Source organism: Peribacillus acanthi, from assembly GCF_003073175.1.
In the GTDB taxonomy this organism is placed as follows: Bacteria; Bacillota; Bacilli; order Bacillales; family DSM-1321; genus Bacillus_BN; species Bacillus_BN acanthi.
On the sequence record NZ_QBBX01000006.1, the window covers coordinates 110,096 to 136,865 of the forward strand.

Consider the following 26,770-nt stretch of genomic DNA (forward strand, 5'->3'; position numbering starts at 1 on the left):
AATGGATGCCAAACTCAACCAACCTACATCTTTAATAATGTAACAATGTAACACCCCATCATCCACTTTTGCATGAGGAGATAATTTTTCAAAACCACCTGTAGAATTGGTCAATGCTGCCAGAAATAGAAATGCTTCTCCTTCCCATTTCCCATGGTCATGCTCAATATGTAAAGGATATTTTTCTTTAGTTACTAATGTTTTCACACTTTCTATCACATATGCCAATGCCCCTAGCTTCGTTTTCTGTTTAGGAGAAACTTCATATGTGGCTTCAGCAATCGCCCCAATCGCAACAATATTTACGAAATAACGATTATTCAAGCTTCCTACATCCACTCTTCTTTTTTCGCCGTTTTTTAGAAGCTCTATGGCTCGTTTGGCATCAAGAGGAATTTTTAATGCTCTTGCAAAATCATTGACAGTTCCCATAGGAATGATAGCAAGTGTGGGCAAATGATTTTGTCCAACGAGACCATTAATAGTCTCATTCAAGGTCCCGTCCCCTCCCATGCTTACAACTAAATCAAATTCTTTATTACACGCATCCTGACAATATTTCGTTGCATCCATTTCTTTCTCTGTCATACTAATTACGACTTCATAACACTGCTTATGTAATATCCATTCGATTTCTTTTTTATAAGTAACTGCTTCCTCTTTTCCTGATGAAGGATTTACAATAATCATAGCTTTTTTCATAGATACATCTCCTAGTGTTTTATAGTTAGTTATACCTTTTATCAAAACTTGGCAAACATAAACGACCAACTTCCCCATGAAAAAACGTCATGATATACTAATGGTAAGGAGGTGAAAACGTGGAAAACAAATTGAATCAAATACTTTCTGAAATACTATCACTCAAAGAAAAAGTCGGAAAAGTAGAAGTGAAATTTGATGAGAAGTTTGACAAGGTTGATGAAAGATTAAACAATATTGATGACCGTTTGGATGGAATGGATCAACGCTTTGATTTTATCGATGAAAAGTTCAATCAAATTGACCAGCGCTTCGATTTTGTTGATGAAAAGTTGGAATCATTAGAGGAGAGCCAAGATAATTTAATGAGGGAAGTGCGAAGTAATACAAACTATATTGTTAAAACCATAAAAGAACATCGTATTGTTATTGATTTAATACAACAACAGATAAATCCTTCTTCAAAGTAATTCCACGCTTGAAGCTTCTAACTAACTTCATTAAAATACCCAATAAGTTAGGGTACCCCATATGGAGTACCCTTTCTGTTTCTATTTTCGTTCAAATCCTAGGAAGCGAGTACCTTGGAACGTTAGTATTCCAGTATCTCCTTCTGCGAGTAATCCATACTGGTTCCCTTCCATCGTTAACTCCATACGATCGCCACTCTCCACTTCAAAGGTAACAAAATACCTTGTACTCGTATGATGAGTTGCATGGTCATTGGCTGAATGGTTATGTCCTCTTACATCCGATCGCTTCGTCTTCACAATAGCTGGTACGGATAAGCGAGGAGCTTGATTATTTTTATTCCACTGCCCGACACCTTTAAAAATACTGACTAAAATAGTACCTATTACAATAACGAAAATAATAGCGAAAATAATTGGAAAAATCGTAAACATAAAATCACCGAAAAAGAATCCATCATTAAATGGATCATTCATAATATCTCCCCCTTGCATCCTTCTATTAACATATACGAATGGAGGAGGAGTTCGGTTTCAATTATTTCCCAATACCAATCCATAATTTTTGATCCCTAATATTAAATTTCACTATAGATCCAAATGGAATAGCTTTAATTTTTTCTAAGCAATTTAAGTCGAGATTAAATTTCCCTTCGTTGTAAGTGGAAAAAGGTTCCTTATCAAAGATTTTTTTCTTAATCCATGTACTATTTAGTGGACGGAAGCTTTCTATCTGGAAGGTTAATATTCTGCCATTCGCTGAAACTGGCTTCAATCCTACTTCAAAAGGAATCACTAACATGGTTTTTTTCATAATTCCACTGATGACAAGTGTTTCATCACTCATCTTCACTTCAAGATTACTAACTCCATCTAAACTAGACTTTTTTAATAAAAATAGAATCATTGACTCGGTTAATGGCACTGACATATTAAGATTTTCCATCTTTTTAATTGTTTGCCCTAATACCACTTCACCTTTATTTTTCAATTCAATCATTCTAGGTTGTAATTTTCCAAACCAAGTTCCATTCATAAAATTCACCTCTAAAATCATTTTCTTTTCTCATAGGCGGACGTCACTATTTTTATATGTATATTGCAAATGAATAAAATGGGTTCCAACAAAATTACCATCCATTAGAAAACTAAGCTTTATTCCTAAGACTGGTCATATTGTCGACTTCATTCTTTGCTACCAATTTATACTTACTTACAATTAAAAAAGGTATTAACCAATCAACACGGTTAATACCTTTACATCATTATTTAAGTATTGTAGTCTGTATAAATTCTTTAGTACGCATCTCTTGGGGATTTTCAAAGAATTGATCCGATAGAGCTTTCTCTATAATTTGACCTTCATTCATATAGACAATCCAATCTGCTACTTCTCGTGCAAATCCCATTTCATGAGTGACAACTACCATGGTCATTCCATCCTCGGCCAGTTCTTTCATCGTCAACAAAACTTCTCCAACTAACTCGGGATCAAGCGCTGAAGTTGGCTCATCAAAAAGCATAATCTCTGGTTTCATAGCTAATGCCCTAGCAATGGCGACACGTTGTTTTTGCCCCCCCGACAACTTGCTTGGATAAACATCTGCTTTATCAGCCAAGCCTACTTTTTCTAATAGTACTTTAGCTTCTCGAATGGCATCCTCTGTAGAAATTTTCTTCACATGAGTAGGCGCTTCAATGATGTTTTCGAGGACTGTCATATGAGGGAAGAGATTGAAGTGTTGAAAAACCATTCCCACTTTTTGACGCACTTGATTTATGTCATGTGAGTCCTTTAGAATCTCCTCTCCATCTATAATTATTTTCCCATTGTCTTTTTTCTCAAGAAAATTTAAGCATCGTAAAAGTGTACTTTTTCCAGAACCACTGGACCCTACTAAACAAACCACATCGCTTTCGTTAACTGTCATATTGATATCTTTTAAAACATGCAATTTTCCAAAAGATTTATTTAAGTTTTCTATTCGTATTAATTCTTTAGCCATTCTATATCCCACTCCCTATCGATCACTAATCGCCATTTTTTTCTCTGCAACCTTTAAGACAATCGTCATTATGCCAACAAGAATTAAATAATAGATGGCAACGATTAACAAGTACGTCATCTCGTCAAAATTATTGGACCCCAGTGTAGTAGCTACATTGAACAATTCGTTCATTGAAATGAACGCTGCAAGAGAAGAATCTTTCAATCCTATGATAAATTGATTACCTAAAGGTGGAAGAGCACGCCGGAACGCTTGAGGCAAAATGATTCTACGCATCGTCAAAGAACGGGACATCCCCAATGAACGTCCTGCCTCCATTTGACCTTTGTCCACAGATTGGATGGTCCCTCTAAAAATTTCGGCAATGTAAGCTCCGTTATGAAATGCCAATGCCAGAGAAGCTGCCCAAAAATCAGGAATAAGAAACAGTCCACTTAATCCAAAATATAAAATGAAAATTTGCACAATCAATGGTGTGCCACGGACAAAATAAATATAAGCGTCAGAAATTAAACCTAACACTTTAAAATTGGATAATTTCATTAGTGCTAAGACAAGACCAATCACTATTCCTATTAATATAGAAACAACCGTCAACTGCAAAGTAAGCAGCATGGCTTCGATAAATACATCCTTTGTGTTTAATAGTGTTGTTAGAAAATGTGAAAAACTAGGCAAAATCAAAACTTCCTTTCTATCTCTTACTATTATTCGGGTTTAGTGGTGATGTCCTCACCAAAATATTTCTTACTGATTCGTGAGAGAGTTCCATCTTTCCGAAGATTTTCAAGCGCTTCATTTATATTTACCAATAACTGAGGATTGTCTTTAGACACAACCACAGCCTGTTCGCTCCGCTCAATTAATTGCTGTCCGACTATTTCAAAGCCTTCTTTTGCTGCACTTTTTCCGGTTACAAAATCGGTAATCACCGCATCATGACGTCCTGTACTTAAGGCCTTTAAAGCAGTGATGTCGCTATCATACATTTTAATGTTATCTGTATATTTTGAAGCGGTATCCGCATAAGTTGATCCTTTAGCAACAGCAACTTCTTTCCCTTTCAAATCTTCTACAGTTTTGATATTACTGTCAGGATGAGTGAAAATTTGCGGCCCAGAGTAATAGTAGGGTGTGGAGAACAACATATGCTTGCTCCGTTGAGGATTTATTGTATGACTTGCTACTGCTGCATCTGCCCTACCCGTTTTTACCCCTTCAATAATCCCCTTGAATTTGATTCGTTTTTGCTTAGGTTTTAAACCCATTTCCTTAGCCAGGGCATTGCCCACTTCAATATCAAAGCCTGTCATTGTCATATCATCTTCAACATAACTAAACGGCTTGAATTCTCCAGAAGCCGTAAAAATGAATGTATCTTCCTCTACGAGCTCTGTACCATCTTTTAATTTTTCTTTTTCTGCACATGCAGTCATACCCCCAAGCATAAACAATCCCAGGATTATGACACCTAATTTTTTCATCCTACATTTTCGTCCCCTTTCATATTCTGTATCTAATCTTTCAATACCCAAATGATAGGATTAAAAACATTTTTTGTTTTTTTAATATAATTTCAATCAATAGATTGAATAAAAAAGCGACGAGTGTTTCTTATTTTTAAGAAACACTCGTCGCTTTTTTTATTTATTCACTGTGATAAATATTCCCACACCAAACTACCTATTTTAGCAATAGCTATTTTTCCTACTCCCTTTGATGGAAGACTATCACATAATACCGTGATATACGCAGATTTATTACCCTTTTTCATTATGGCACAATCATGTTCCACTCCTGATAACTCACCTGTCTTATTTCCAATCCAGCCATCTTCTAGATCAATAAATAATGGTAACTTGTCTAAAAATTGTTGATTTTGTAAGATTCCCTTCATTAATTCCTTACTGTTAGATGAATACCCTAATCCAATGTCGATTTCCTTCAGCATAAGTACCATTTCACTTGCTGTTGTCCAGTTATTAATACCTTTAATAATAGAATCAAAATCCATCATCTTTCGATTAAGTTCTGTAGAATTACACCCTTGCTCTTTAATGAAGCTGTTTATTTTCTCCATTCCGAGTAAATCAATTAAGACATTTGTAGCTGTATTGTCAGAAACTATAATCATAAGGGTCAATAAGTCTTGAACCGTAAGTTTTGCATTGGATAGTTTGTGGATTACCCCTGCACCCTCCACCTTTTGATACTCTTGAATTTGTATGGCATCATATAGATTCAGTGTCCCATTTTCAATTTGTCTAAATCCCTCCAACAGAATAGGAAGCTTAATAAGACTAGCAGAAGGCACTTTACGATGGGGGTCCCATTGAAAACAGTGTTGACCCACTTCCAGCATTACACTCATTTTACCTGGGCAATTTTTAATTTCGGAATTCAATCTAGCAGTTAATTCAGAAAAATTCATCCTGTATTCATCCTCTTTTTGTATAAAAAAGCAAAGCAGCCACAAATATACCTTCGAAAGAAATGCATGCTGTTATACCTTCTAAGTATAAATTTCTGTCTAGTGAGTATGCTGCTAAAGTTCACACTTCCATCAAATAATTTACATTTTCTCTATAATAGTAACACGTTTACGGAAATACTTTACCAATTTAAATACTATTTTTTTGCTTTCTCACTCTACACATTTCTACAAAATGGACAAGAATTCGTTGCATCCGATCATCATTTTTCCCAAGTTCCTCAGGGTGGAACTGTGTCCCCATAATTAGTCCATCTTTACTTTCATATGCCTCAATCACTCCATCATCGGCTCTCGCAACAGCGTTAAGGTCATCGGCAATCCTTTCAATTGCTTGATGGTGAAAACTGTTTACCTCCACAACCTCTTGCTGTAATAATTCATACAATCTGCTTTCCTTGTCAATGTTTATTGGATGGGAAGTGATGGTCCGCTCCACTTCCGTTAAATGGACAATTCCATTTTCTTCATTATCTTCGTCTATATGTTGATTCATCGAACCCCCGAAGGCTATGTTAATTAAATGGGATCCTCTACAAATTCCGAAGATCGGTTTATTCTGCAATCTTGCCCTTTTAACTAATTCCATATCTGAGTGGTCAAGCTGTGGAATAGTTGTCCCCAAATTAGGGTGAGGTTCTTCATTAAAATAACGAGGATCCACATCATTACCTCCTGTAAGGAATAGCCCGTCAATCGTATCCATCCAGAGGTCCATACATTCTCTATTGCCTAGTGGGAGAATGACTGGGATACCTCCTGCATTTTTTATTGCTTCAGAATAACTTAAATGGACGTTAATAGAAATGTTTCCTCTAACCACTTCAATATTTGCTGTAAGACCTATAACAGGCTTCGTATTATTCATAATGTTTCCCCCATAATTAATAACTTTTTTAATCTATACCCACTTTTTAGAATATAAACATCTGGGTATTGTTGGGGTAATATCCGTTAGGGACTTTTTGCATGTTTTCTTTGTTTTATGGAAAAGTTAACTACGAGGCTTGAAGGGAAGGAGGAGAAATCATGCTGGATAATAACACGGGTCAATTTGTAAACAAATTACAAGAAAATGAAAAGAAGCAACAAAAAAATAAGCAACATCAAGGCAATGGCGATCCTGCTAATAAACTCCCAAATAAAACGCATAATCACTAATATTAAACTTGGCTAGCGCCGTGCCTTAAAGCTGGCGAAAGCCTAGTTGCACTTATATTTAATTCCTAAAATGGCCACAACGTCGACAAAATACTTTGCAGCCATTTTATACTGTCTCATTAAAGTACAAATCAAAAGCATCGGCCCAAGATTCCGATGCTTGTTTAACTTTATGAGATTTGGGAATAAAAGTGTTGAAATAGATTTACCAATTTTTTCATTGAAGAGTCGTCCATTTTGATATTGAATTGGAAATTATACATTGACAAAATCCCAAGATAAAGGCATTTGAACTTTTAAATTTTCCAAAAGACATAATTTGGACAAAAATCTTACGAATATTATAAATATATTAATTATTTTAAAATAACGATAAGGTTTTGACTAGTCAGCTTTTCAATAGTATTATTATACGGTACAAAAGGAGGTTTATACATTGATAGACAAGCAAAAGATTGTTGAAAGTGTGCCACAGAAGGGATTCTTCGGACACCCAAAAGGATTATTCACCCTATTCTTTACTGAGTTCTGGGAGAGATTCTCTTACTATGGTATGAAAGCTATTCTAGTATTATATATGTACTATGAGGTTTCAAAAGGCGGTTTGGGGATTGACCAAACTACAGCACTATCCATCGCCTCTGTTTATGGATCATTAGTATACATGTCAGGGATTATAGGTGGTTGGTTAGCAGATAGAGTATTTGGAAGTTCCAGAGCTGTTCTCTATGGTGGAGTTTTAATCATGCTTGGTCATATTGCCTTAGCATTCCCATCAGGATTAACTGCACTGTTCGTTTCCATGGTACTTATCGTAATCGGTACTGGATTATTAAAACCAAATATTTCTAATGTTGTTGGAGATATGTACAGCGAAAAAGATACTCGCCGTGACTCAGGATTCACGATTTTCTACATGGGTATCAACATGGGTGCTTTCTTGTCACCACTTGTAGTTGGTACAGTTGGAGAAAAATATAGTTTCCACCTTGGATTCGGTATCGCTGCTGTAGGTATGCTTCTTGGTTTATTAGTCTTCATGTTCACAAAGGGTAAGAACTTGGGCTTAGCAGGATCTGCTGTTCCTAACCCATTAAAACCTGAAGAGAAAAAGAAATTGTTTACAACTTTTGGAATTGCAATTATTTTAATCGGAATTGTCGCAACATTCGCTATTGTAAACGGTATCTTAACGATTGATGTATTCACTTGGATTGTAAGTATTCTAGGTATCGTAATTCCTACATTATACTTTGTGTTCATGTATCGTAGTCCTAAGACTACTTCTGATGAGCGATCAAGATTGCTTGCATATGTTCCATTATTCATCGCGTCTGTAATGTTCTGGGCAATTCAAGAACAAGGTTCTAACCTACTTGCAATGTATGCAGATACTCGTACTGATCTGAACTTTGCTGGATTACAACTTCAAGCTTCTTGGTTCCAGTCATTGAATCCGTTATTTATTATTACACTAGCTCCAGTTGCAGCTTGGTTATGGGTTAAATTAGGTGATCGTCAACCATCTACAACAAAGAAATTCTCACTTGCAATTGTTTTCTCAGGGATTTCATTCTTAGTCATGTTAGTTCCTGCAATGCTTTACGGAGTTGAAGCACTTGTTAACCCTCTTTGGTTAGTATTAAGCTTCTTCTTATGTGTTGTCGGTGAGCTTCTACTTTCACCAGTAGGTCTTTCTGCGACAACTAAACTTGCACCAAAGGCATTCTCTGCACAAACAATGAGCTTATGGTTCTTGTCAAACGCTGCTGCTCAAGCGTTAAATGCGCAAATCGTTAAGCTTTACAGTGCTGACACTGAAATGATGTACTTCGGATCAATCGGGGCAGTTTCTATCCTATTAGGTTTATTCCTATTTGTGATTTCCCCTAAAATCCAAGGTTTCATGAAGGGTGTAAGATAATAATGTTCGAAAAAAAGTGTACAAGCCTTGCTTGTACGCTTTTTTTATGGGTTCGAATATAAGGATTTACCGAATAGAGAGTGTATTTTACCGAAATTCATAATTTTTCACCGAACACAACCAGTTTATTACCGAACCTCTATGATCTTTTACCGAACAAGCAAAAAGACCCCTCATTAGGAGTCTTTTTTCGCTATTTCGTTGCAGCCGTTTCGGCGTAATTTCCATCAGACACAATTTTTTCATTATAGAGATGACATGCTACAAAATGATTTTCATCAATCTCTTGCCATTCTGGTTTTATTTCTGAACAAGCTGGCATTGCGTGTGGACATCTTGTTCGGAATACACAACCACTTGGTGGATTGATTGGACTTGGTAACTCACCTTGTAAAATAATCCGTTCTCTTTGATCCTCTATATCTGGATCAGGTATAGGAATTGCAGAAAGAAGTGCTTGTGTATATGGATGTAATGGTTTCTTGTATAATTGATTACTAGTTGTGAGTTCGACCATATTTCCTAAATACATTACACCTATTCGATCGCTTATTGCTTTTACCATGGAAAGATCATGAGCGATAAATAAATAGGTCAGCCCTTTTTCTTTCTGAAGTCTCTTCAGTAAATTAACAACTTGTGCTTGGACGGAAACATCTAAAGCAGAAATCGGTTCATCTGCAATGATAAATTCAGGATCTAATGCCAATGCTCTTGCAATCCCAATCCTTTGTCTTTGACCGCCACTGAATTCATGAGGATAGCGATTGGCGTGGTCACGATTCAGTCCAACATCTTCTAACAATTGATAAACCCGCCCCATGCGCTCTTTTTTATCCTTATAAAGTCCGTGGACTTCCATTGGTTCCATAATGATTTCAGCAACAGTCGATCGTGGATTTAAGGATGCGTATGGATCTTGAAAGATCATTTGCATTTGTCGATGGAATGCAAACTTCTCCTTTTCCTTCATCGAATGAATGTCCTTCCCATCATACAACGCTGAGCCTTCAGTGCGGTCATACAATCCTATGATTGTTCTTCCAATCGTGGATTTACCACATCCTGATTCCCCAACCAAACCAAATGTCTCACCTTGATGGATTTTAAAGGATACGTTATCTACCGCTTTTAATATTTCATTTTTCCCAAGGTGAAAATACTTTTTTAATGAATCAACTTCTAGTAACACTTTTTTCTCCATGTTCATCCCTCCGTAGCTTGCCAATACCTTCTTGCTGCACAAAGTTCTTTTTCGTAAATGGTTCCTGCAAGATCGATGATTTCAATGGTCTTTCCAGTATTCGGAGAGTGAAGTAACTTGCCCTCTCCATAATAAATGCCGACGTGATGAATCCTGCCCTTGCCTTCTTCATAGGCAAAAAATAATAAATCCCCTTGCTGTAACTCATCTAAAGGAACCTCATCACCTGCGGCAGCTTGGTCATGGGCATCACGTGGGATGATATATCCGTTTACTTTACACATGTTATAACTGAATCCAGAACAATCATATCCAAAGCTGCTCATGCCACCCCATAAATATGGCAATCCTAAAAACTGTTCACCTGATTTTACGATACTTGCCCCATCTCTTTTTTCAAACGAGTCCAAAGATTCGAATACTTCAACATCTTTAGTGGAAAGAAAACCAATACCCGTAGGTGTCAAAACCTCAACCTTATCAGAAGCTACAGACACTACAGGTAATCTCGTTGCATAGCTAAGCTCCATGATTGGTGATTGTTCGCTATCTAATAAAGTTGTTTTTTTAGAAGAAACCGATGCCACTTTGGAAGGGATTTCTAGGTCAACTTTATCTACTAATTGTATAGTAGGTACCCATCCAGGATATCCTCTTTCATCCTTTGAGTTTGGTTGCTCAAGACAAATGACAGAGGACCATCCATCATTCTCTTCCACTACTAATACTTCCTCTCCAAAAAGAATCTGGGTCTGGACCAAGTTACTATTACATAATTCTAGCAAGGTTTCATATTCTAATCCTTGAAGCCATCCTTCCAAGTCAACCGGATTTGAAATGGCCTTTGCATCAAATTTTCTACTAGATTCATATGATGTCCAGACGGTCGCTACCGCTACATTGACAACCTTTCTCTTTTCCATCTTCTATCCCCCTATTGTTAGTTCTTTATTCCAGAGATTCCTAGACCATGAGCATCTGGGAAAGTAATTCGTTTACCTTCGTAGCTAATTCCCCCGGTCACAATATCATTAGCTAACATCAAAGGGGCATCAAAATCGAACCGAGTGATATTTTTTTTACTTGCCGCAAAATGGGCCGCTGCTGTAATTCCAAGACGTGTTTCGATCATGCTTCCGACCATGCATTCTACTCCACACGTCTCAGCCAAGCTATTAATAGTTTGGGCTTGGTAGATACCTCCAGCCTTCATCAGCTTAATATTAATTAAATCAGCACTTCTCGTTTTCAATACTTGCATCGCCTGTTTAGGTGTAAAAATACTTTCATCCGCCATAATTGGTGTGTCTACATGATCCGTAACTTGTTTTAATCCTTCGATATCAGCTGCTAGAACTGGCTGTTCAACCAGTTCTATGTTAAGACCGGCATCTTCCATTTTACGAATGATTCTAATCGATTCCTTTGGATTCCAACCTTGGTTTGCATCTAAGCGGATTTTAATATCTTTACCTACTTGTTCCCGAATTTTTTTAATTCGATCAAAATCTAGTGATGCTTCGTCCTTTCCCACCTTGACCTTTAGGACTGTAAATCCTTTCTTCACGTATTGAACAGCGTCCTCACCCATTTCCTCGGGGGAATTTACACTAACAGTGAAATCTGTTTCTAATTCGTTTCTGTATCCACCAAGGAAATGATAAAGTGGTAGTTTGCAGTTTTGTGCAATACAATCATAAAGGGCCATATCAATAGCTGCCTTCGCACTGCTGTTTCCAACCAAGATAGTCTGTATTCCTTGGAAAACTACTTCATAGTTTAATAGGTTTTTTTGTAATAAATAAGGTTTAAAAATTTGTTGAACCGCGTATTCGACACTGTTCAGACTGTCCCCTGTAATAACATGCGTTGGAGGTGCCTCTCCCCAACCAGTAATGCCGTTGTCGCATGTGATTTTTACAATGACTGCTTCAGCCGTTTCTACGGTTCTAAGGGCAGTTTTAAAAGGTTTAGTAAGTGGAACAGCTACTTTATAAGTTTCAATCGATGTGATAATCAACGTCTGTCTCTCCTAACTATGACTGGATTCCATGTTCAATGATTACTGTCTTTTGACAGGTATCTACCGTCGCCTTTACCCCTAATGGAATACTGTAATGTGGGTTACAATGGCCGATTCTAAGCCCTTTCAATGTTGGTCTTCCTGCAAGTTCGGCATACTGAGCTAACACTTCATCAAGTGTCAATGACAATTCACGTTCTGGGACACAATTAGCGAAATCACCGAACAAGATTGCTGAAGCATCTGTCAGCTTCCCTGCCATATAAAGATGGTTCAAGTATCGATCCACTTGGCGAGGCTCCTCGTTCACATCCTCTATTAATAAAACCTTGTTCTTCGTATCAATTTCAAACTTAGTCCCTAATGTACTAACTATTAATGTCAAATTACCCCCAACTATAACCCCTTCTGCATTCCCTTCCACCAAAACCTCTATAGGGGCAATTGATTCATCATATCGAAAAGGATGGGAAGAAAATAATTGCTGGAATCTGTCCTTAGAATCTTGGTGACAATCTGGCTTCCCAATATCTGATGCAGGCATTGGCCCATGGAATGTGACCAACCCAGTTTCTTGATGGATGCTATTATGTAAAAACGTAATATCGCTATAGCCCCAAAAGATTTTCGGATTTGCTTGTATTAATTCGAAATCGATTTGGGATGCAATGCGTGGAGTTCCATAACCTCCACACGCACAGAAAATCGCTTTAACTTCAGGATCAGCGAACATGGCATGTAAGTCCTCCACCCTCTCTTGATCCTTCCCAGCTAAATAACCATTGATTTCATGTATGTATTTTCCAAATTTCACGTTTAACCCTAACTCTTCAAAGAAAGCAATTGCGTTTTGTAATTGTTCTTGATTTGGTGGACTTGCAGGCGCAATGATTCCTACCGTATCTCCTTTTACTAAACCTCTAGGTCTAATTGTCATTTGCAACACCTCATTTATGTTTTATACTTCAAACCTATTACTGGGGAATCATTTTATTCTTTAAATGGAGAATGATGAGGAAAATGGGTTAGGGGTTATAAATGGACTTGCCCTCTCCTGGCTTAGAACCTGGAGAGAGCAAGCTTGTCTAAATTACTTCTTGTCTGCCCATTTCAATTCCATGTAACCTACAGGGTGACGAACAATTCCTGTAACATTTTCATTTTGAAGATATACATGGTTATAGAAGTGGATTGGGAAGATTGGTGCTTCTTCCATTAGAAGTTTTTCAGCTTGGTACATTAGTTCGAAACGTTTCTTTTCATCCGCTTCGTTTTTAGCATCTTTAATTAATTTGTCATATGTTGGGTTGCTCCAACCAGTACGGTTCATAGAAAGTCCTGTTTGGAAGTTTTCTAAGAAGTTGATTGGATCAGCGTAGTCTGCTAAGAAAGAGCTACGAGATAATTGGAATTTCAAAGCTGTTTGCTCTTCAGCAAAAACATTCCATTCCATATTCGCTAACTTCACTTCTACCCCCAGGTTTTCTTTGAACATTTGTTGTAGAGCTTCAGCGATTTTCTTATGAGTATCGCTTGTGCTGTACGTTAAAGTAACTTCAGGAAGCTTATCATAGCCTTCTTCTTGCATTCCTTTAGCAAGAAGAGCTTTTGCTTCTTCAAGATTTGTTTTCATTAACTCTCCGTTAGTTTCACGGAAGTCATTGCCATCAGCATCGTTAAATCCATATGATACGAAACCATATGCAGGTTTCTCTTGGTTTTTCGTTACGAAATCAACCATTTTTTGTTGGTCAACTGCAAGAGCGAATGCTTTACGGATATTCTTGTTTTGGAACGGTTCCATGGTTACGTTAAAACGGTAGAAGTATGTACCAGCTTGGTCACCTACTTGCGCTTTACCATCTTTGAATAACTGTTCAGCTAAATCTGCAGGAACATCCGAAGTATCTAGCTCACCGCTTTGGAACATTTGGTATTCAGTGTTTGTGTCATCTACGATTGCCCAATGTACTTTATCAAGCTTTACATTACCAGCATCCCAGTAGTTTTTGTTCTTTTCCATTACGAAATGACTATCATGTTCCCACTCAGCCAAGTTGAATGGACCATTTCCTACGAAAGTTTTTGCTTCTGCAAACCATTGTGCATTTTCCGTTGCAACTTTTTCGTTAACTGGGAAGAACGCAGGGTTTGCAATAACGCTTAAGAAGTATGCTTGAGGACTTGTTAATGTAACCTCAAAAGTCTTCTCATCAACAGCTTTTACTTTCACATCATCAGCAGATCCTTTATTTGTGTTAAAAGCTTCTGCTCCTTCAATGAAGAAAGCAAGGAATGCAGCAGGAGATCCTACCGCAGGATCAAGAAGGCGTTTCCAAGCAAAAACGAAATCTCCAGCCGTTACATCATCACCATTAGACCATTTAGCATCATCACGGATATGGAATGTGTATGTCTTACCATCATCTGATACTTCCCAGTCTTTTGCAGTTGCAGCTTCTGGATCATGGTTCTCTCCAAGACGAGTTAAACCTTCCATCAAGTTGTTCAGTGCGTTCCAAGATACTGAATCGAACCCGATTACTGGATCGAATGAAGTAGGCTCACTTCCATTGTTTAACTTCAAAACCTTTTCTACTTTTGCAGTTTCTTCTCCATCTTTCGCTGTTTCAGTTCCTGCATCCTTTTTTGCTGTACATGCAGCAGCGACGAAAATCATCATGACTGACATGAACAAAGCTAAAAATTTCTTCATATTTTTCCCCCTTCTCTTTTTTACATCTATTTGATATTTCTGTGATGCTGTTTTCAAACTTATACCTTCGCCAACATTTTTGTGGCTCTTTCATCCTGAAGCCAGCAATCCACTTGGTGCTCCTGGCTCAGTTGAGTTTTGGTAGGATAAACCCTTTCACAAACTTCCATCGCATAAGAGCAACGTGCAGCGAATGCACATCCAATTGGAGGTGCAAATAGGTCTGGTGGAGAACCGACGATTGGAACGAGTTCCGTTCCTTCTAAATCAAGTCGTGGAACGGAGTTCAATAATCCCCTAGTATATGGATGTTGAGGATTATAGAAAATCTCTCTTCTTGTACCAGTTTCAACGATTTTTCCTGCGTACATGACTGCGATTCGATCTGCCACTTGTGCAACTACCCCTAAATCATGGGTGATTAATATGATGGATACTCCTGTTTTCTTTTGTATATCCTTAAACAAGTCCAAAATTTGGGCTTGTATGGTTACATCTAAAGCTGTTGTAGGTTCATCGGCGATTAACACCTCTGGTTGACATACTAGTGCCATCGCAATGACAATACGCTGTCTCATCCCACCACTAAACTGGTGAGGGTACTGTTTTAATCGAGTTAACGGGCTAGGGATTCCCACAAGGTCAAGCATAGAAAGAGCCTTTTTCCTTGCTTCTTCCTTTGAAACTTTTTCATGTTGGATGATTCCCTCCATGATTTGATCGCCAATCGTCAATGTCGGATTCAATGCTGTCATTGGATCCTGGAAAATCATTGAAATATCGGCTCCTCGAATCGATCTCATTTCAGCATCCTTTAGAGTTGTAAGGTCTTTTCCCTTAAAAAGGATGGAGCCTTGTGTGATTTTCCCGGGAGGATTCGGAATCAATCGCATGATGCTTTGAGATGTGACACTCTTTCCACAACCCGATTCCCCTACAATCGCCAGAGTTTCACCTTTATGTAAATCAAACGAGACACCACGTACTGCCTTGACTTCTCCTCCATATGTTTTGAAGTCTACGTGTAGGTCGTTAACTTGTAACACTTTTTCCATCCTTCTACCTCCTTAACTTCGGATCGAGAGCATCCTGAAGTCCATCTCCCAGCACATTAAACGCAAACATCGTTAATGAAATAAAGAATGCAGGGAAGAAAAGGCGCCACCAATGACCTGATAGAATAGTAGATAACCCATCATTTGCCATCACACCCCAGCTCGCGAATGGAGCTTGGATACCTAACCCAAGGAAGCTTAGAAAAGCTTCTGCGAAAATTGCTGATGGCACAGTCAAAGTCATTTGGACTATGATTGGCCCCATTGTGTTTGGTAATAAATTCTTCCGAATAATCCGTGCTGTTTTTGTACCGAACGTTTTAGAAGCCAAAACAAATTCATAGTTTTTGATTTGTAGAACTTGTCCCCTAACAATTCGTGCCATACCAATCCAGCCCGTAATTGTTAAAGCTACGATAATAGTGAAAAGACCTGGACCAAGGACTACCGACATCAAGATAACGATAAGTAGATAAGGAAGGCCGTATAATACTTCGATTACCCTCATCATGATATGATCAACTCTTCCGCCTTTATATCCGGCGATTCCTCCGTAAATGACACCGATTAGGAAATCTATCAGTGCTGCAACTACCCCTACAAATAAGGAGACACGAGCACCATACCAAGTACGAGTAAATACATCTCTACCAAGATCATCCGTACCAAACCAATGCTCTTTGGATGGTGGTAGGTTTTGATCCATTAACCGTTGATCTCCTACCTCATATTGGGAAATCATTGGACCGAATATCGCCATAAAGGTTAAGAATATCAAGAAAATCAATCCTAGCATGGCCAGTTTGTTTTTCACTAGCCTTCTCCACGTGTCTTTCCAATAAGAGAGACTAGGACGAACGACCGCTTCTCTTGCAGCCAAATTATTGGTTTTAGGCGTAAACCATTCATCTGGAATGTTGGAAGTAATAGGAGGTTCTTCTTTTATTTTTCGAAGTTCCATTATCTTCCCTCCTTCTTATGCAACTTGATGCGTGGGTCAAGTATGCCATACGCCAGATCGACCAAGAACAACATCATAATCAAAACGGCACCATAAAACACTGTCGTTCCCATAATGACAGGATAATCACGGCTGTTGATACTTTCCACGAAGTATTTACCCATACCAGGAATCGCAAAGATTTTTTCAATAACAAATGTTCCCGTCAAAATGCTTGCTGCAAGTGATCCTAGAACAGTTATAACTGGTAATAATGCATTTCTTAACGCATGTTTAAACACAATTTTCACTGGCGAAAGCCCTTTTGCTTTTGCTGTTCTTATATAATCCTGTGTTAGTACTTCTAACATACTCGTTCTTGTCAAACGGGCAATAATCGCCATTGGCCCTGTGGCTAAAGCAAGAGTCGGTAGAATCATATGCATAGGGCTAGCCCATGTAGCTACAGGAAGAAGTTCCCAATCTACAGCGAATTTTTGAATCAATAGGGTTGCCATAACAAAGCTTGGCACTGAAATACCTACAACCGCAAACGTCATCGCAAGGTAGTCGATGATCCCGTTATGTCTAAGGGCTGCTACAATTCCAAGAAGAATCCCTGAAATGACAGACACAGTAAGAGTGACCATGCCTAGTTCAAATGATACGGGGAACCCTCTCCCCAACATGTCGTTTACTGTTTGTGAAGATTTTTTAATCGACGGACCAAAATCCAACGTTACTAGTTTCTTTAAATATTCTCCATACTGCACCAACAATGGCTCGTCCAGGTTGTAGTAGGCTTCTAAATTCTTTTGCACTGATTCACTAGTGTTTCTCTCTTCATTAAATGGAGATCCTGGGACAGAATGCATTAAGAAAAAGGTAAGCGTCACAATCAACCAAAGGGTCACTAGCATGGACAAAATACGTTTAATAAAATATGAATTCATGCAATCACACTTTCTTACAAGATTGTGTTCTATGTATTTAATGGACTAGCAAAAAGTTGTTCTCATTGCAAGCTCCGTCATAACCAGCATCGCTTTATACGCTTCTAAGATATCTTTTGCTTGATATCGAACAATTGTGGTACCTTCCTCAATTTCTGTACCTGGCATTAAGCTCGCCCATTCGGCTTGTCCATAATTTGCGAATTCAATGCGCATCAATGGATTTTGTGGTGGGACTAGCGGCTTCACTAAGTCCTTATTAGCAAGCGCTTGAGCAGTTTTTTCCTGTAGTAGCTCCCTAGCCTTTGCAGGTGTAAGCGATTTCGCGGCTGATCGAGAAATAGATTCCTTCACGACAGCAGTCGTAATATTTGGTATTAACGCTTCTGCTTCTTTTGCTGCGCCATCGTCTCCTGCAACCATCAGAACCGGTACTCCATAATATCCAGCAACATATGCATTAAAACCAAGTTCACCTATTACTACATCATTGATATAGATATTTCTTACTCCAAAAATCATCGTGTGGGACATGACACCCTTCATAGAAGCACGAGCATGATACCCTGCAAAAATGGCCCCTGTAAAACTATCATCCAAACCTTGCACCATAGAAAATGGCTTTACATCACCAGTAATCAACTGAGTCTCAGGATGAAGCTTTTCAATTAAAAGATTATTCATCTTCGAATGGCTATCATTCACGACTACCTCATCACAACCTCTATCAAAAGCTGTCGAGATGATGGAGTTCGCTTCATCTGTCATAATTTGTCGTCCTCGTTCGTAATTATGCCTGGAAGAATCGACATGAGTTGCATCAACCAACCCTGTGATTCCTTCCATATCCACTGACATATAGAGTTTCATTTTTTCCCTCCTATGCATACTTATGTAAATTTTCTTAAAATTATAATAATGTAAATACCAATAATTTTCAATTACTTTAATATATTTATATTTAGGAAATTTAGTAGATTAGTATATCCACCATAATATTAACCTTGTTATATCAATAGTTTTATTCGAAAAAATATTTTTAAATACGAAATAATTATTTTTATAAAATAATAAATTATACCTATTTTTATACACTGTATTCCCAGTTTCTCATTCGAACCGTTGTCGAAAAAATAGGAAATAAATAATTTGAAAATTAAATTTATTTAGTCTATTATTTAATAGTAGATTTGTTGCAAACGCTTACATAAATCTATTAAATTGGGTGCCCAATCAAAGGAGGATATTGAATGGTAAATCTTACGCTTGAAATTAGTCCAAAACTACAAAAGTTCCTACAAGGTCCTAAAAAAATATTTATTAATGGTGAGTTTGTAGAAAGTGCCTCCCAAAAAACTTTTAAAACGCCTAACCCTGCTACAGGTGAAGTATTAGCAGAGGTGTATGAAGGTGGAGCGGCTGACATTGATCTTGCAGTCCGTGCTGCTCGTAAAGCTTTCGACGAAGGTAAATGGTCTAAAATGAGCGCAGCTTCAAGAAGCCGACTTATGTACAAACTTGCAGATTTAATGGAAGAGCATAAGGAAGAGCTTGCCCAATTAGAAACACTAGATAACGGTAAACCTATTAACGAAACCACTCATGCAGATGTTCCACTTGCGATTGAGCATATGAGATATTACGCTGGTTGGGCAACGAAAATCGTTGGTCAGACGATTCCTGTCAGCGGTCCTTTCTTAAACTATACTCGCCATGAAGCAGTGGGTGTCGTGGGACAAATTATCCCTTGGAACTTCCCTCTTTTAATGGCAATGTGGAAGCTTGGAGCAGCTTTAGCTACTGGTTGTACAGTTGTATTAAAGCCAGCTGAGCAAACTCCACTTTCAGCTTTATATTTAGCAGAATTAATTCAAGAGGCTGGATTCCCAGAAGGTGTTGTAAACATCGTACCTGGATTCGGTGAAACGGCTGGTAAGCCACTTGTTGACCATCCTCTTGTAGATAAAATCGCGTTCACAGGTTCAACTGAAGTTGGTAAGCTAATCATGGCTTCTGCTTCAAAAACGTTGAAACGCGTGACACTTGAGTTAGGTGGAAAATCCCCTAATATCATCTTACCTGATGCTGATTTATCCAAAGCAATCCCTGGTGCATTAAACGGTGTAATGTTCAACCAAGGACAAGTATGTTGTGCTGGTTCCCGCGTGTTCATCCAAAAGAAACACTATGACAATGTTGTAGCTGATATGGTTTCTCACGCGAAGAACATCAAACAAGGTGTGGGTCTAGACAAGTCCACTCAAATCGGACCTCTAGTTTCCGATGAGCAGCAAAAACGTGTACTTGGCTATATCGAAAAAGGTGTAGCTGAAGGTGCAGAGGTATTAGTAGGTGGAAATAAACCGCAGGATGAAGGCTACTTCGTTTCTCCAACCATCTTCGCAGGCGTTCAAGATGATATGACGATCGCCAAAGAAGAAATTTTTGGACCGGTTATCTCTGCTATGCCATATGAAGACTTGGATGAAGTTATCAAGCGTGCGAATAATTCCGAATTCGGACTTGCAGCAGGTCTATGGACTCGAGACATCGCTAACGCTCACTATGTAGCTAGCAAACTACGTGCTGGTACAGTATGGGTAAACTGCTACAATGCATTTGATGCCGCTTCTCCATTCGGTGGCTACAAACAATCTGGTATCGGTCGTGAGATGGGCTCCTACGCACTTGACAACTATACTGAAGTGAAAAGTGTTTGGGTAAGCTTGAAATAATCAAGAACAAAAACCAAGGCTCCACCAGATTTTCTGGTAGGAGCCTTGGTTTTTTACGAGAGTACTTATTAATTTTACTCACTTTGCAAATCAATTGGATTTTGGGCATTCCGTATCTCACGCATTAAATCATCTATATAAAGCTGTTTTTGTTCTTTGTTCCATCCAAAGGCATTCGTCATATATTCGATAACTTTATCTTTCCAAGTTAACGCCCAATAAATGTCAAAAAGCAAGGTGCCTGTGCGACGAAGAAAGAAATCTACAGGAGTCGCAATTCTTTCCTCTCTAATACTGTATTCCAATTTCCCAAAGACCTCTAGTGGCAGCCCGAATTTTGCTGCAACCCTTTGATGTTTTTTTATCAATTCAAAAACTTTGCCAACATTCGAGCCGTACGTATGAGCCATTTCCTTCGCCTCTTTGGAGGATAATCCAGCCTCTACCCCAAGTTTTACTTGTTCTTCAATATACTTTTGTAAATTCTTAGATCCGCCCACATCTCCTCCTGAAATGGGTAAAGTCTTTGTTTGGCAAGAACTAAACAATTTGTATCGATTACTTTTCATTTCATCAGCCACTTGATCCACGACCGTTTCAGCCATTTTACGATATCCCGTTAGTTTCCCTCCAGCAATCGTTATTAATCCAGAATCGGATATCCATATCTCATCCTTTCTCGAAATTTCAGATGGATCTTTACCATCTTCATGTATGAGTGGGCGAACACCTGCCCAGCTGGATTCAACATCTCTTTCTGTTACAGAAACATCCGGGAACATATAGTGAATACTTTCTAATATATACGAACGGTCATCAGAGGTCATCGTTGGATATTTCGGATCTTCTCCATAAAAAGTATCCGTCGTTCCAACATATGTTTTTCCGTTTCTAGGAATAGCAAACACCATTCTCCCATCTGGAGTATCGAAGTAAACAGCTTGCTTTAATGGAAACTTTGATTGATCGATGACAAGGTGAACACCCTTTGTAAGTTTTAGTGATTTTCCATTTTTGGATTGGTCCATTTCCCGTAAAGAATCCACCCAAGGGCCTGTGGCATTGATGATTCTATTTGCTTTTATTCGATAGGTTCCACCCATTAAGGTATCTTCCAAACAAACCCCAGCCACTTTTTTATCATCATAAATAAATCCTGAAACCTTCAAATAATTCACCAAGTCCGCTCCGAACTCTACTGCCTTTTTTGCCACTTCCATCGTCAAACGGGCGTCATCGGTCCTATATTCCACATAATATCCGCCACCTACCAATCCCGTTTTTTTGACAAGCGGTTCTTTTTGTAGCACGTCTTCCTTACTCAACATCGTTCGTCGCTCATTTCTCTTTACACCTGCCAAAAAATCATACACCCGCAGGCCGAGTGAAGTACTGAACCTACCGAAAGTCCCTCCTGTGTAAAACGGTAATAACATCCATACCGGGGTTGTCACATGTGGTCCATTTTCATACACAATCGCACGTTCTTTTCCTACCTCGGCAACCATCGCCACTTCAAACTGCTTTAGATAGCGTAAACCACCATGGACCAGCTTAGTCGATCGACTGGACGTTCCTGCTGCAAAATCCTGCATTTCAGCCAACCCAACCTTCATTCCTCTAGAAGCAGCATCTAAAGCTATGCCAGTACCTGTTATACCGCCCCCAATAATGAATAAATCATATTCGGTTTGCTCCATACGAAGTAAATCTTGCTTACGATTCATATTCGAAAAAATCATAACCTTTTCCTAAACCCCCCATTCATTTCTTTATCCTTAATCTTATTTTATTTTTAACCAGTATTAGATGGACAGTAGGGTTTTATGCTCCTCTACATTCGACAAGTTGCGTGTAAAACTGGAAAACTTGGGAGTAAAACCATTTAAGCTGGGCGTAATAAGAAATATGTGGTCACATATTCGTTAAAGTTGGCCGGAATTTGCTGATATAGGTCGTTATTTCTGAATCCCAAAGTTGAACTCAACAGAGACGCTTAACAAAGCCTTTCCCTTTTCTGTAAAAATAGTCCATATAACCCTGAAATGAAGCAAAAAGAGACCACAAACACATGCCCCCTGTTGAAACATGAATTTGTGGTCTCTCCTGTTCTCCGACCTATTTATTAACTTAGAATTAGTATATCAATATTCTTCCTAATTGTGCATCATTTAAACGCAATTGCAGCATGTACTGCCTTTTTCCAGCCCCTATAAAGTTCATTACTCTTTTCTTCATCCATATTAGGTGAAAATGCTTTATCTAAATTCCACTGAGATGACACTTCTTCCTTCCCGTTCCAAAAACCGACTGCCAGCCCTGCCAAATAGGCAGCCCCTAATGCTGTCGTTTCATTGACAACTGGACGCTCAACCGAAACTTTTAACAAATCACATTGGAACTGCATTAAGAAGTTATTTTTAACAACACCGCCATCAACTCGCAAAGTTTTTAAGCCAATACCGGAATCAGCCTCCATGGCATCCAGAACATCCTTCGTTTGATAGGCAAGTGATTCCAAAGTGGCACGGATAAAATGCTCCTTCGTCGTCCCACGGGTAAGTCCAAACACAGCTCCTCTGACATCGCTATCCCAATAAGGGGTTCCTAGACCAACAAATGCTGGGACTACATAGACGCCATCAGCTGACTCAACTCGAGCAGCATATGTTTCTGAATCCTTGGCATTCTTGAGCATTCTCAAGCCGTCACGAAGCCACTGTATCGCAGAACCAGCTACAAAAATACTTCCTTCAAGAGCGTACTGGACCTTTCCGTCAATTCCCCATGCAATCGTAGTCAAAAGTCCATTTTCTGACTTAACTGCCTTTTCCCCTGTATTCATTAGCATAAAACAGCCTGTTCCATAGGTGTTTTTTGCCATCCCACTTTCAAAGCAAGCTTGACCGAACAAAGCTGCCTGCTGATCACCGGCTGCACCGGCAATCGGAATTTCCTCACCAAAGAAATGATAGCCTACCGTTTTGGCAAAGATTTCTGAAGAAGATTTGACTTCTGGCAACATGTAACTTGGAACACCTAGAATATCTAATATTTCTTCATCCCATTTCAACTCATATATGTTATACATCAGTGTTCTTGATGCATTAGAGTAATCTGTCACATGAGCTTTTCCACCAGACAACTTCCAAATAAGCCACGTATCGATAGTGCCAAATAATAATTCCCCTTTTTCGGCTCTTTCGCGAACACCTTCTACATGATCTAAGATCCATTTCACTTTTGTCCCAGAAAAATAGGCATCAATTAATAAACCGGTTTTATTTCTGAACATTTCACTATGTCCTTTATTGTTTAACTCATTACAAATTTCAGAGGTTTGTCTTGATTGCCAAACAATCGCGTTATAAACGGGACGACCAGTTTCCTTTTCCCACACCACAGTGGTTTCTCTTTGGTTGGTAATCCCAATCCCGGCGATTTGGCTTGGTTTAACACCTGATTCTGTCAAACAAGTGGCAATGACCGCCAAAATGCTAGCCCAGATTTCATTTGCATTGTGTTCCACCCAACCTGGCTTAGGAAAATATTGTGGGAACTCCTTTTGGGAAGTGTGCACCACTTCTCCCTTTTTATTGAATAATATCGCACGTGAGCTAGTTGTCCCTTGATCCAAGGAAAGAATGAACTTTTCCATGTAAACCCTCCCATTTTTTATGGTTAAAATTATTTCAAGTGCAAACCTCTGTTGAACAAGGTCAAGAATTAGAATACTTAGTTAATGCCTAAACCTAAGTGCTTGCAAGTTCCTATACTCTTTTCAAAAATGAGCCAGAATAATAAACTCTTAAAGGACAAAAAAGATACGCAAAAAAAGCCAAATCATGAGGGCCATTTCTGTGTATCTTAAAGCTACACTCAATTATAGCTTGTATGTTCAAATTGCTTCCAAAGCTGCACATTCGAAGTGCTAATTGCCGAAGCACCTGCCTCCATTGCAGCATTTACTTCATCTTCTGTCCGAATAAACCCACCTGCAATAATTGGAATTTCCACCTGTCTCTTAATTTCTTTAATGATCCATGGCATAGCCCCTGGCATCACCTCAATGAAATCAGGTTGTGTTTTCTCAATAATTTTCAAGCTTTTCTCTAATGCCTGAGAATCTATTAAAAATATTCGTTGAATGGAAAGGATTCCTTTTTGTTTTGCTTTCATGATGACGGCGCCTTTTGTTGAGATAATTCCTTCAGGCTGTATTTCTTGGCAAACAAATTCCGTAGCAAACTCATCATTTTTTAAGCCATGAATTAAGTCCATATGAAAGAACATCTTTTTCATATGCAGTTTGGCCATTTGTTGGATATGTCTCAACTGAGAAACATGTGTATCTAGAAATATTCCATTTTCATAGGAAGACTCAAGGAACCGTTCAAAATTCTTCATATTCCTCGAAGTTGGGAAGAGTTTCTGCATTGGTCCCTCCTTCAAGCCTTTATATAACTAGTTTAACCAAAAACACTTCTTAATTCCAAGTATATGTAAAAAATGTTCAATCTTGTTCATTGATTGTTCTTCATATTCTTTCATTATTGTAAACTCTTTTAAATAGGCGACTTTTTCATAGCAGTTCAAAATTTCGTTATTTTGCTCAACACAAGTCCCATCTTCCGCACAGGTGTAAATAACGGCTTCCCCAATTTTCATTGATTCATTCTTGAAGTAAAAGGAAAACACAATCGCACATTCTTCATCAAAAAAGGAGGGATTCACTTGCATACTTATATCCATCATAATAGATTAACTCCTCTCTCTGATTCCTATGTTTTTACCTTACCAAAATTGGAAAATTGCAGATCCGCTTAAAATAAGTCATATTTTCTAATAAATGCCCTATTTTTTCCTTTATATATTCTAATCAATTCGAACTATAACTATAGGAATATGCTTAAAAGAATATGAATACAAAAAAAATGCACCTCAGAGGGAATCTGAGATGCGAAATAGGGGTAATAATTTGAACATGGGTGGCACTCTCATCCGACCCATGATATATAATAACCACTTTGTCTAACTTTGCGAAAAATTAATGCATAAGTGGTAATTCTAAAGTTGTCACGCCGCCATCATTTGAGCCGCTTGATATTGGAGCAGTTGCAACAAAGCCTGCTACTAATGTAAATGCTAAAAGGAATCCAAATAGTTTCTTTTTCATAGGAAAATCCTCCTCTTTTTTTTACAACTTCTTGATTTAAAGTATTAAAACCTTATAGTTAATATATAACCACAGATTGTATAATCTTGTATTTCATTTCTCCATTCATGAACACCATGAAAAAACATTCAATCTCAACTTTTCAAGGTTTTATTATAAAAATATAACTCTAGGCATAATTAAGGGGTTTTTAAATGGATTTTTCTGCGATCGGTCAAAAAATAAAAGAATTAAGAAAACAATCCGGACTATCACAAGTTGAATTAGCAGAAGGAATCTGTACACAAGCACAAATCAGCAAGATAGAAAAGGGCGATGTATATCCCTATGCTTCAACTCTTTACTTAATTTCTGAACGACTTGGAGTGGATGTTAACTACTTTTTTGATATAGGAATGACACCACGTTTAGATTATGTTCAAGAAGTAATGAATCAACTAAAAATGGCTCGTAAAACTCGTAATTACAAGGAAATCCAAGAGATTATTAATATGGAAGGCAAAAATCCTTTGTTTATCCAAAATAAAAGAAACTACCAGGTGCTCTTATGGAATAAAGGAATATGTGAATATGAGTTGTATAAAAATGTTGAAGGGTCTATTAAAATCTTACAAGAAGCTATCAACTTAACCCATACTACTGAAAAAATATATAGCGAACGTGAATTAGAGATTCTTCTAAGCATGGGTGTTATATATTCGGAAGACAATCAATTAATTCAAGCACTAACAGTATATGAAAATGCACATACTCATCTAAAAGCGCTACCATTCCTTAACGACCATTCAATTAAAACGCGTATTCTTTACAGTATCGCATGGACCGAGACTAGGTTAAAAAAATACCAGGATTCCATCAAACATTGTGAAGAAGCCATAAGATGGTGCCTTCAGAAGGATCATTTACTTTTACTTGGTGAGCTCCATTATCACTTAGGATATAACTATGAACTCCTTGGTAATTTCCAGGAAGCTTATCAGTTTATGAATAAGGCGAAATTAGTCTTTGAACTTCAAAACGTACAGAATTTCGCTACTTTTATCGAAAATAAATTATTAGACTGGCAACAAAAGCAACAAGTTAGTCTATAAACAACAAATCCCTTCCTCATGATTTGGAAGGGATTTGTTGTTTTATCTCTATTCTGCCATTCTTAAACTAGCAAATAGATGTATGCAACCCCAAAAATCAGACTATTCCCACATTTTATG

27 protein-coding genes are annotated in these 26,770 nt (G+C 38.1%); 5 read left to right on the forward strand and 22 right to left on the reverse strand.

Annotated features, from left to right (window positions below):
* Positions 1 to 702: diacylglycerol/lipid kinase family protein (locus tag DBX25_RS07885; protein WP_240620209.1), on the reverse strand; the 702-nt coding region annotated here is incomplete at its 3' end.
* 119 nt (positions 703 to 821) lie between these two features.
* On the opposite strand from DBX25_RS07885, the gene DBX25_RS07890 reads away from it, so the two are divergent.
* Entirely contained in the window at positions 822 to 1,172 is a 351-nt protein-coding gene (locus tag DBX25_RS07890; protein ID WP_108670239.1) for a hypothetical protein, read from the forward strand.
* A gap of 81 nt (positions 1,173 to 1,253) precedes the next feature.
* Here the strand turns inward: DBX25_RS07890 and DBX25_RS07895 are convergent, their stop codons facing one another.
* The 7 genes from DBX25_RS07895 to DBX25_RS07925 form a co-directional block, all read right to left on the reverse strand.
* Positions 1,254 to 1,649, reverse strand: coding sequence for a DUF2500 domain-containing protein (locus DBX25_RS07895; RefSeq protein WP_108670240.1), 396 nt, complete (start codon positions 1,647 to 1,649; stop codon positions 1,254 to 1,256).
* A gap of 61 nt (positions 1,650 to 1,710) precedes the next feature.
* Positions 1,711 to 2,208 carry a hypothetical protein gene (locus DBX25_RS07900; protein ID WP_157950914.1) on the reverse strand — a complete coding sequence of 166 codons (498 nt, stop codon included), beginning with the start codon at positions 2,206 to 2,208 and terminating at the stop codon, positions 1,711 to 1,713.
* A gap of 229 nt (positions 2,209 to 2,437) precedes the next feature.
* Complete coding sequence (locus tag DBX25_RS07905) at positions 2,438 to 3,178, reverse strand: amino acid ABC transporter ATP-binding protein (RefSeq protein WP_108670242.1); 741 nt, start codon at positions 3,176 to 3,178, stop codon at positions 2,438 to 2,440.
* Between the two features lie 15 nt (positions 3,179 to 3,193).
* The gene (locus tag DBX25_RS07910; RefSeq protein WP_108670243.1) at positions 3,194 to 3,859 is read right to left on the reverse strand and encodes an amino acid ABC transporter permease; all 666 of its coding nucleotides are present in this window, start codon (positions 3,857 to 3,859) and stop codon (positions 3,194 to 3,196) included.
* A 29-nt stretch (positions 3,860 to 3,888) separates the two neighbouring features.
* Positions 3,889 to 4,665 (reverse strand): transporter substrate-binding domain-containing protein, encoded by a 777-nt coding sequence (locus DBX25_RS07915; protein WP_108670244.1) that lies wholly within the window; start codon positions 4,663 to 4,665, stop codon positions 3,889 to 3,891.
* Between the two features lie 167 nt (positions 4,666 to 4,832).
* Positions 4,833 to 5,612: a serine hydrolase gene (locus DBX25_RS07920; protein ID WP_108670245.1), complete on the reverse strand. Its 780-nt coding sequence runs from the start codon at positions 5,610 to 5,612 to the stop codon at positions 4,833 to 4,835.
* Between the two features lie 190 nt (positions 5,613 to 5,802).
* Positions 5,803 to 6,540, reverse strand: coding sequence for a gamma-glutamyl-gamma-aminobutyrate hydrolase family protein (locus DBX25_RS07925; protein WP_108670246.1), 738 nt, complete (start codon positions 6,538 to 6,540; stop codon positions 5,803 to 5,805).
* 161 nt (positions 6,541 to 6,701) lie between these two features.
* On the opposite strand from DBX25_RS07925, the gene DBX25_RS07930 reads away from it, so the two are divergent.
* Positions 6,702 to 6,833: a DUF4023 family protein gene (locus DBX25_RS07930; protein ID WP_108670247.1), complete on the forward strand. Its 132-nt coding sequence runs from the start codon at positions 6,702 to 6,704 to the stop codon at positions 6,831 to 6,833.
* A 436-nt stretch (positions 6,834 to 7,269) separates the two neighbouring features.
* Complete coding sequence (locus DBX25_RS07935) at positions 7,270 to 8,757, forward strand: peptide MFS transporter (RefSeq protein ID WP_108670248.1); 1,488 nt, start codon at positions 7,270 to 7,272, stop codon at positions 8,755 to 8,757.
* A 193-nt stretch (positions 8,758 to 8,950) separates the two neighbouring features.
* On the opposite strand, the gene DBX25_RS07940 is transcribed toward DBX25_RS07935, so the two are convergent.
* From DBX25_RS07940 to DBX25_RS07980, 9 genes are all read right to left on the reverse strand, one after another.
* Entirely contained in the window at positions 8,951 to 9,961 is a 1,011-nt protein-coding gene (locus tag DBX25_RS07940; protein WP_108670249.1) for an ABC transporter ATP-binding protein, read from the reverse strand.
* Positions 9,962 to 9,963: 2 nt separating this feature from the next.
* Positions 9,964 to 10,884, reverse strand: coding sequence for a C40 family peptidase (locus tag DBX25_RS07945; protein WP_108670250.1), 921 nt, complete (start codon positions 10,882 to 10,884; stop codon positions 9,964 to 9,966).
* A gap of 17 nt (positions 10,885 to 10,901) precedes the next feature.
* Positions 10,902 to 11,981 carry a mandelate racemase/muconate lactonizing enzyme family protein gene (locus tag DBX25_RS07950; protein WP_108670251.1) on the reverse strand — a complete coding sequence of 360 codons (1,080 nt, stop codon included), beginning with the start codon at positions 11,979 to 11,981 and terminating at the stop codon, positions 10,902 to 10,904.
* Between the two features lie 16 nt (positions 11,982 to 11,997).
* Positions 11,998 to 12,921: a S66 peptidase family protein gene (locus DBX25_RS07955; RefSeq protein ID WP_108670252.1), complete on the reverse strand. Its 924-nt coding sequence runs from the start codon at positions 12,919 to 12,921 to the stop codon at positions 11,998 to 12,000.
* A gap of 153 nt (positions 12,922 to 13,074) precedes the next feature.
* Entirely contained in the window at positions 13,075 to 14,700 is a 1,626-nt protein-coding gene (locus tag DBX25_RS07960) for a peptide ABC transporter substrate-binding protein (RefSeq protein WP_108670253.1), read from the reverse strand.
* Positions 14,701 to 14,759: 59 nt separating this feature from the next.
* Positions 14,760 to 15,755: an ABC transporter ATP-binding protein gene (locus tag DBX25_RS07965; RefSeq protein WP_108670254.1), complete on the reverse strand. Its 996-nt coding sequence runs from the start codon at positions 15,753 to 15,755 to the stop codon at positions 14,760 to 14,762.
* 4 nt (positions 15,756 to 15,759) lie between these two features.
* Complete coding sequence (locus DBX25_RS07970; protein WP_108670255.1) at positions 15,760 to 16,716, reverse strand: ABC transporter permease; 957 nt, start codon at positions 16,714 to 16,716, stop codon at positions 15,760 to 15,762.
* The gene (locus DBX25_RS07975) at positions 16,716 to 17,648 is read right to left on the reverse strand and encodes an ABC transporter permease (protein WP_108670256.1); all 933 of its coding nucleotides are present in this window, start codon (positions 17,646 to 17,648) and stop codon (positions 16,716 to 16,718) included. Before DBX25_RS07975 ends, DBX25_RS07970 begins: the two co-directional genes overlap by 1 nt.
* A 45-nt stretch (positions 17,649 to 17,693) precedes the next feature.
* Positions 17,694 to 18,518 carry a M55 family metallopeptidase gene (locus tag DBX25_RS07980; protein WP_108670257.1) on the reverse strand — a complete coding sequence of 275 codons (825 nt, stop codon included), beginning with the start codon at positions 18,516 to 18,518 and terminating at the stop codon, positions 17,694 to 17,696.
* A 380-nt stretch (positions 18,519 to 18,898) separates the two neighbouring features.
* On the opposite strand from DBX25_RS07980, the gene DBX25_RS07985 reads away from it, so the two are divergent.
* Positions 18,899 to 20,383, forward strand: coding sequence for an aldehyde dehydrogenase family protein (locus tag DBX25_RS07985; RefSeq protein ID WP_108670258.1), 1,485 nt, complete (start codon positions 18,899 to 18,901; stop codon positions 20,381 to 20,383).
* A 74-nt stretch (positions 20,384 to 20,457) separates the two neighbouring features.
* Here the strand turns inward: DBX25_RS07985 and DBX25_RS07990 are convergent, their stop codons facing one another.
* The 5 genes from DBX25_RS07990 to DBX25_RS21625 all read right to left on the reverse strand — a co-directional run bounded on the left by DBX25_RS07990 (position 20,458) and on the right by DBX25_RS21625 (position 25,559).
* Complete coding sequence (locus DBX25_RS07990) at positions 20,458 to 22,125, reverse strand: glycerol-3-phosphate dehydrogenase/oxidase (protein ID WP_108670259.1); 1,668 nt, start codon at positions 22,123 to 22,125, stop codon at positions 20,458 to 20,460.
* Between the two features lie 425 nt (positions 22,126 to 22,550).
* The gene (gene glpK / locus DBX25_RS07995) at positions 22,551 to 24,041 is read right to left on the reverse strand and encodes a glycerol kinase GlpK (protein WP_108670260.1); all 1,491 of its coding nucleotides are present in this window, start codon (positions 24,039 to 24,041) and stop codon (positions 22,551 to 22,553) included.
* A gap of 221 nt (positions 24,042 to 24,262) precedes the next feature.
* Positions 24,263 to 24,820: a glycerol-3-phosphate responsive antiterminator gene (locus DBX25_RS08000; protein WP_108670261.1), complete on the reverse strand. Its 558-nt coding sequence runs from the start codon at positions 24,818 to 24,820 to the stop codon at positions 24,263 to 24,265.
* 27 nt (positions 24,821 to 24,847) lie between these two features.
* Entirely contained in the window at positions 24,848 to 25,138 is a 291-nt protein-coding gene (locus tag DBX25_RS08005) for a hypothetical protein (protein ID WP_108670262.1), read from the reverse strand.
* Between the two features lie 292 nt (positions 25,139 to 25,430).
* The gene (locus DBX25_RS21625) at positions 25,431 to 25,559 is read right to left on the reverse strand and encodes a hypothetical protein (RefSeq protein WP_276309595.1); all 129 of its coding nucleotides are present in this window, start codon (positions 25,557 to 25,559) and stop codon (positions 25,431 to 25,433) included.
* A gap of 194 nt (positions 25,560 to 25,753) precedes the next feature.
* Between DBX25_RS21625 and DBX25_RS08010 the strand changes: the two genes are divergently transcribed.
* Positions 25,754 to 26,650 (forward strand): helix-turn-helix domain-containing protein, encoded by an 897-nt coding sequence (locus tag DBX25_RS08010; RefSeq protein WP_108670263.1) that lies wholly within the window; start codon positions 25,754 to 25,756, stop codon positions 26,648 to 26,650.
* Positions 26,651 to 26,770 lie beyond the last annotated feature (120 nt).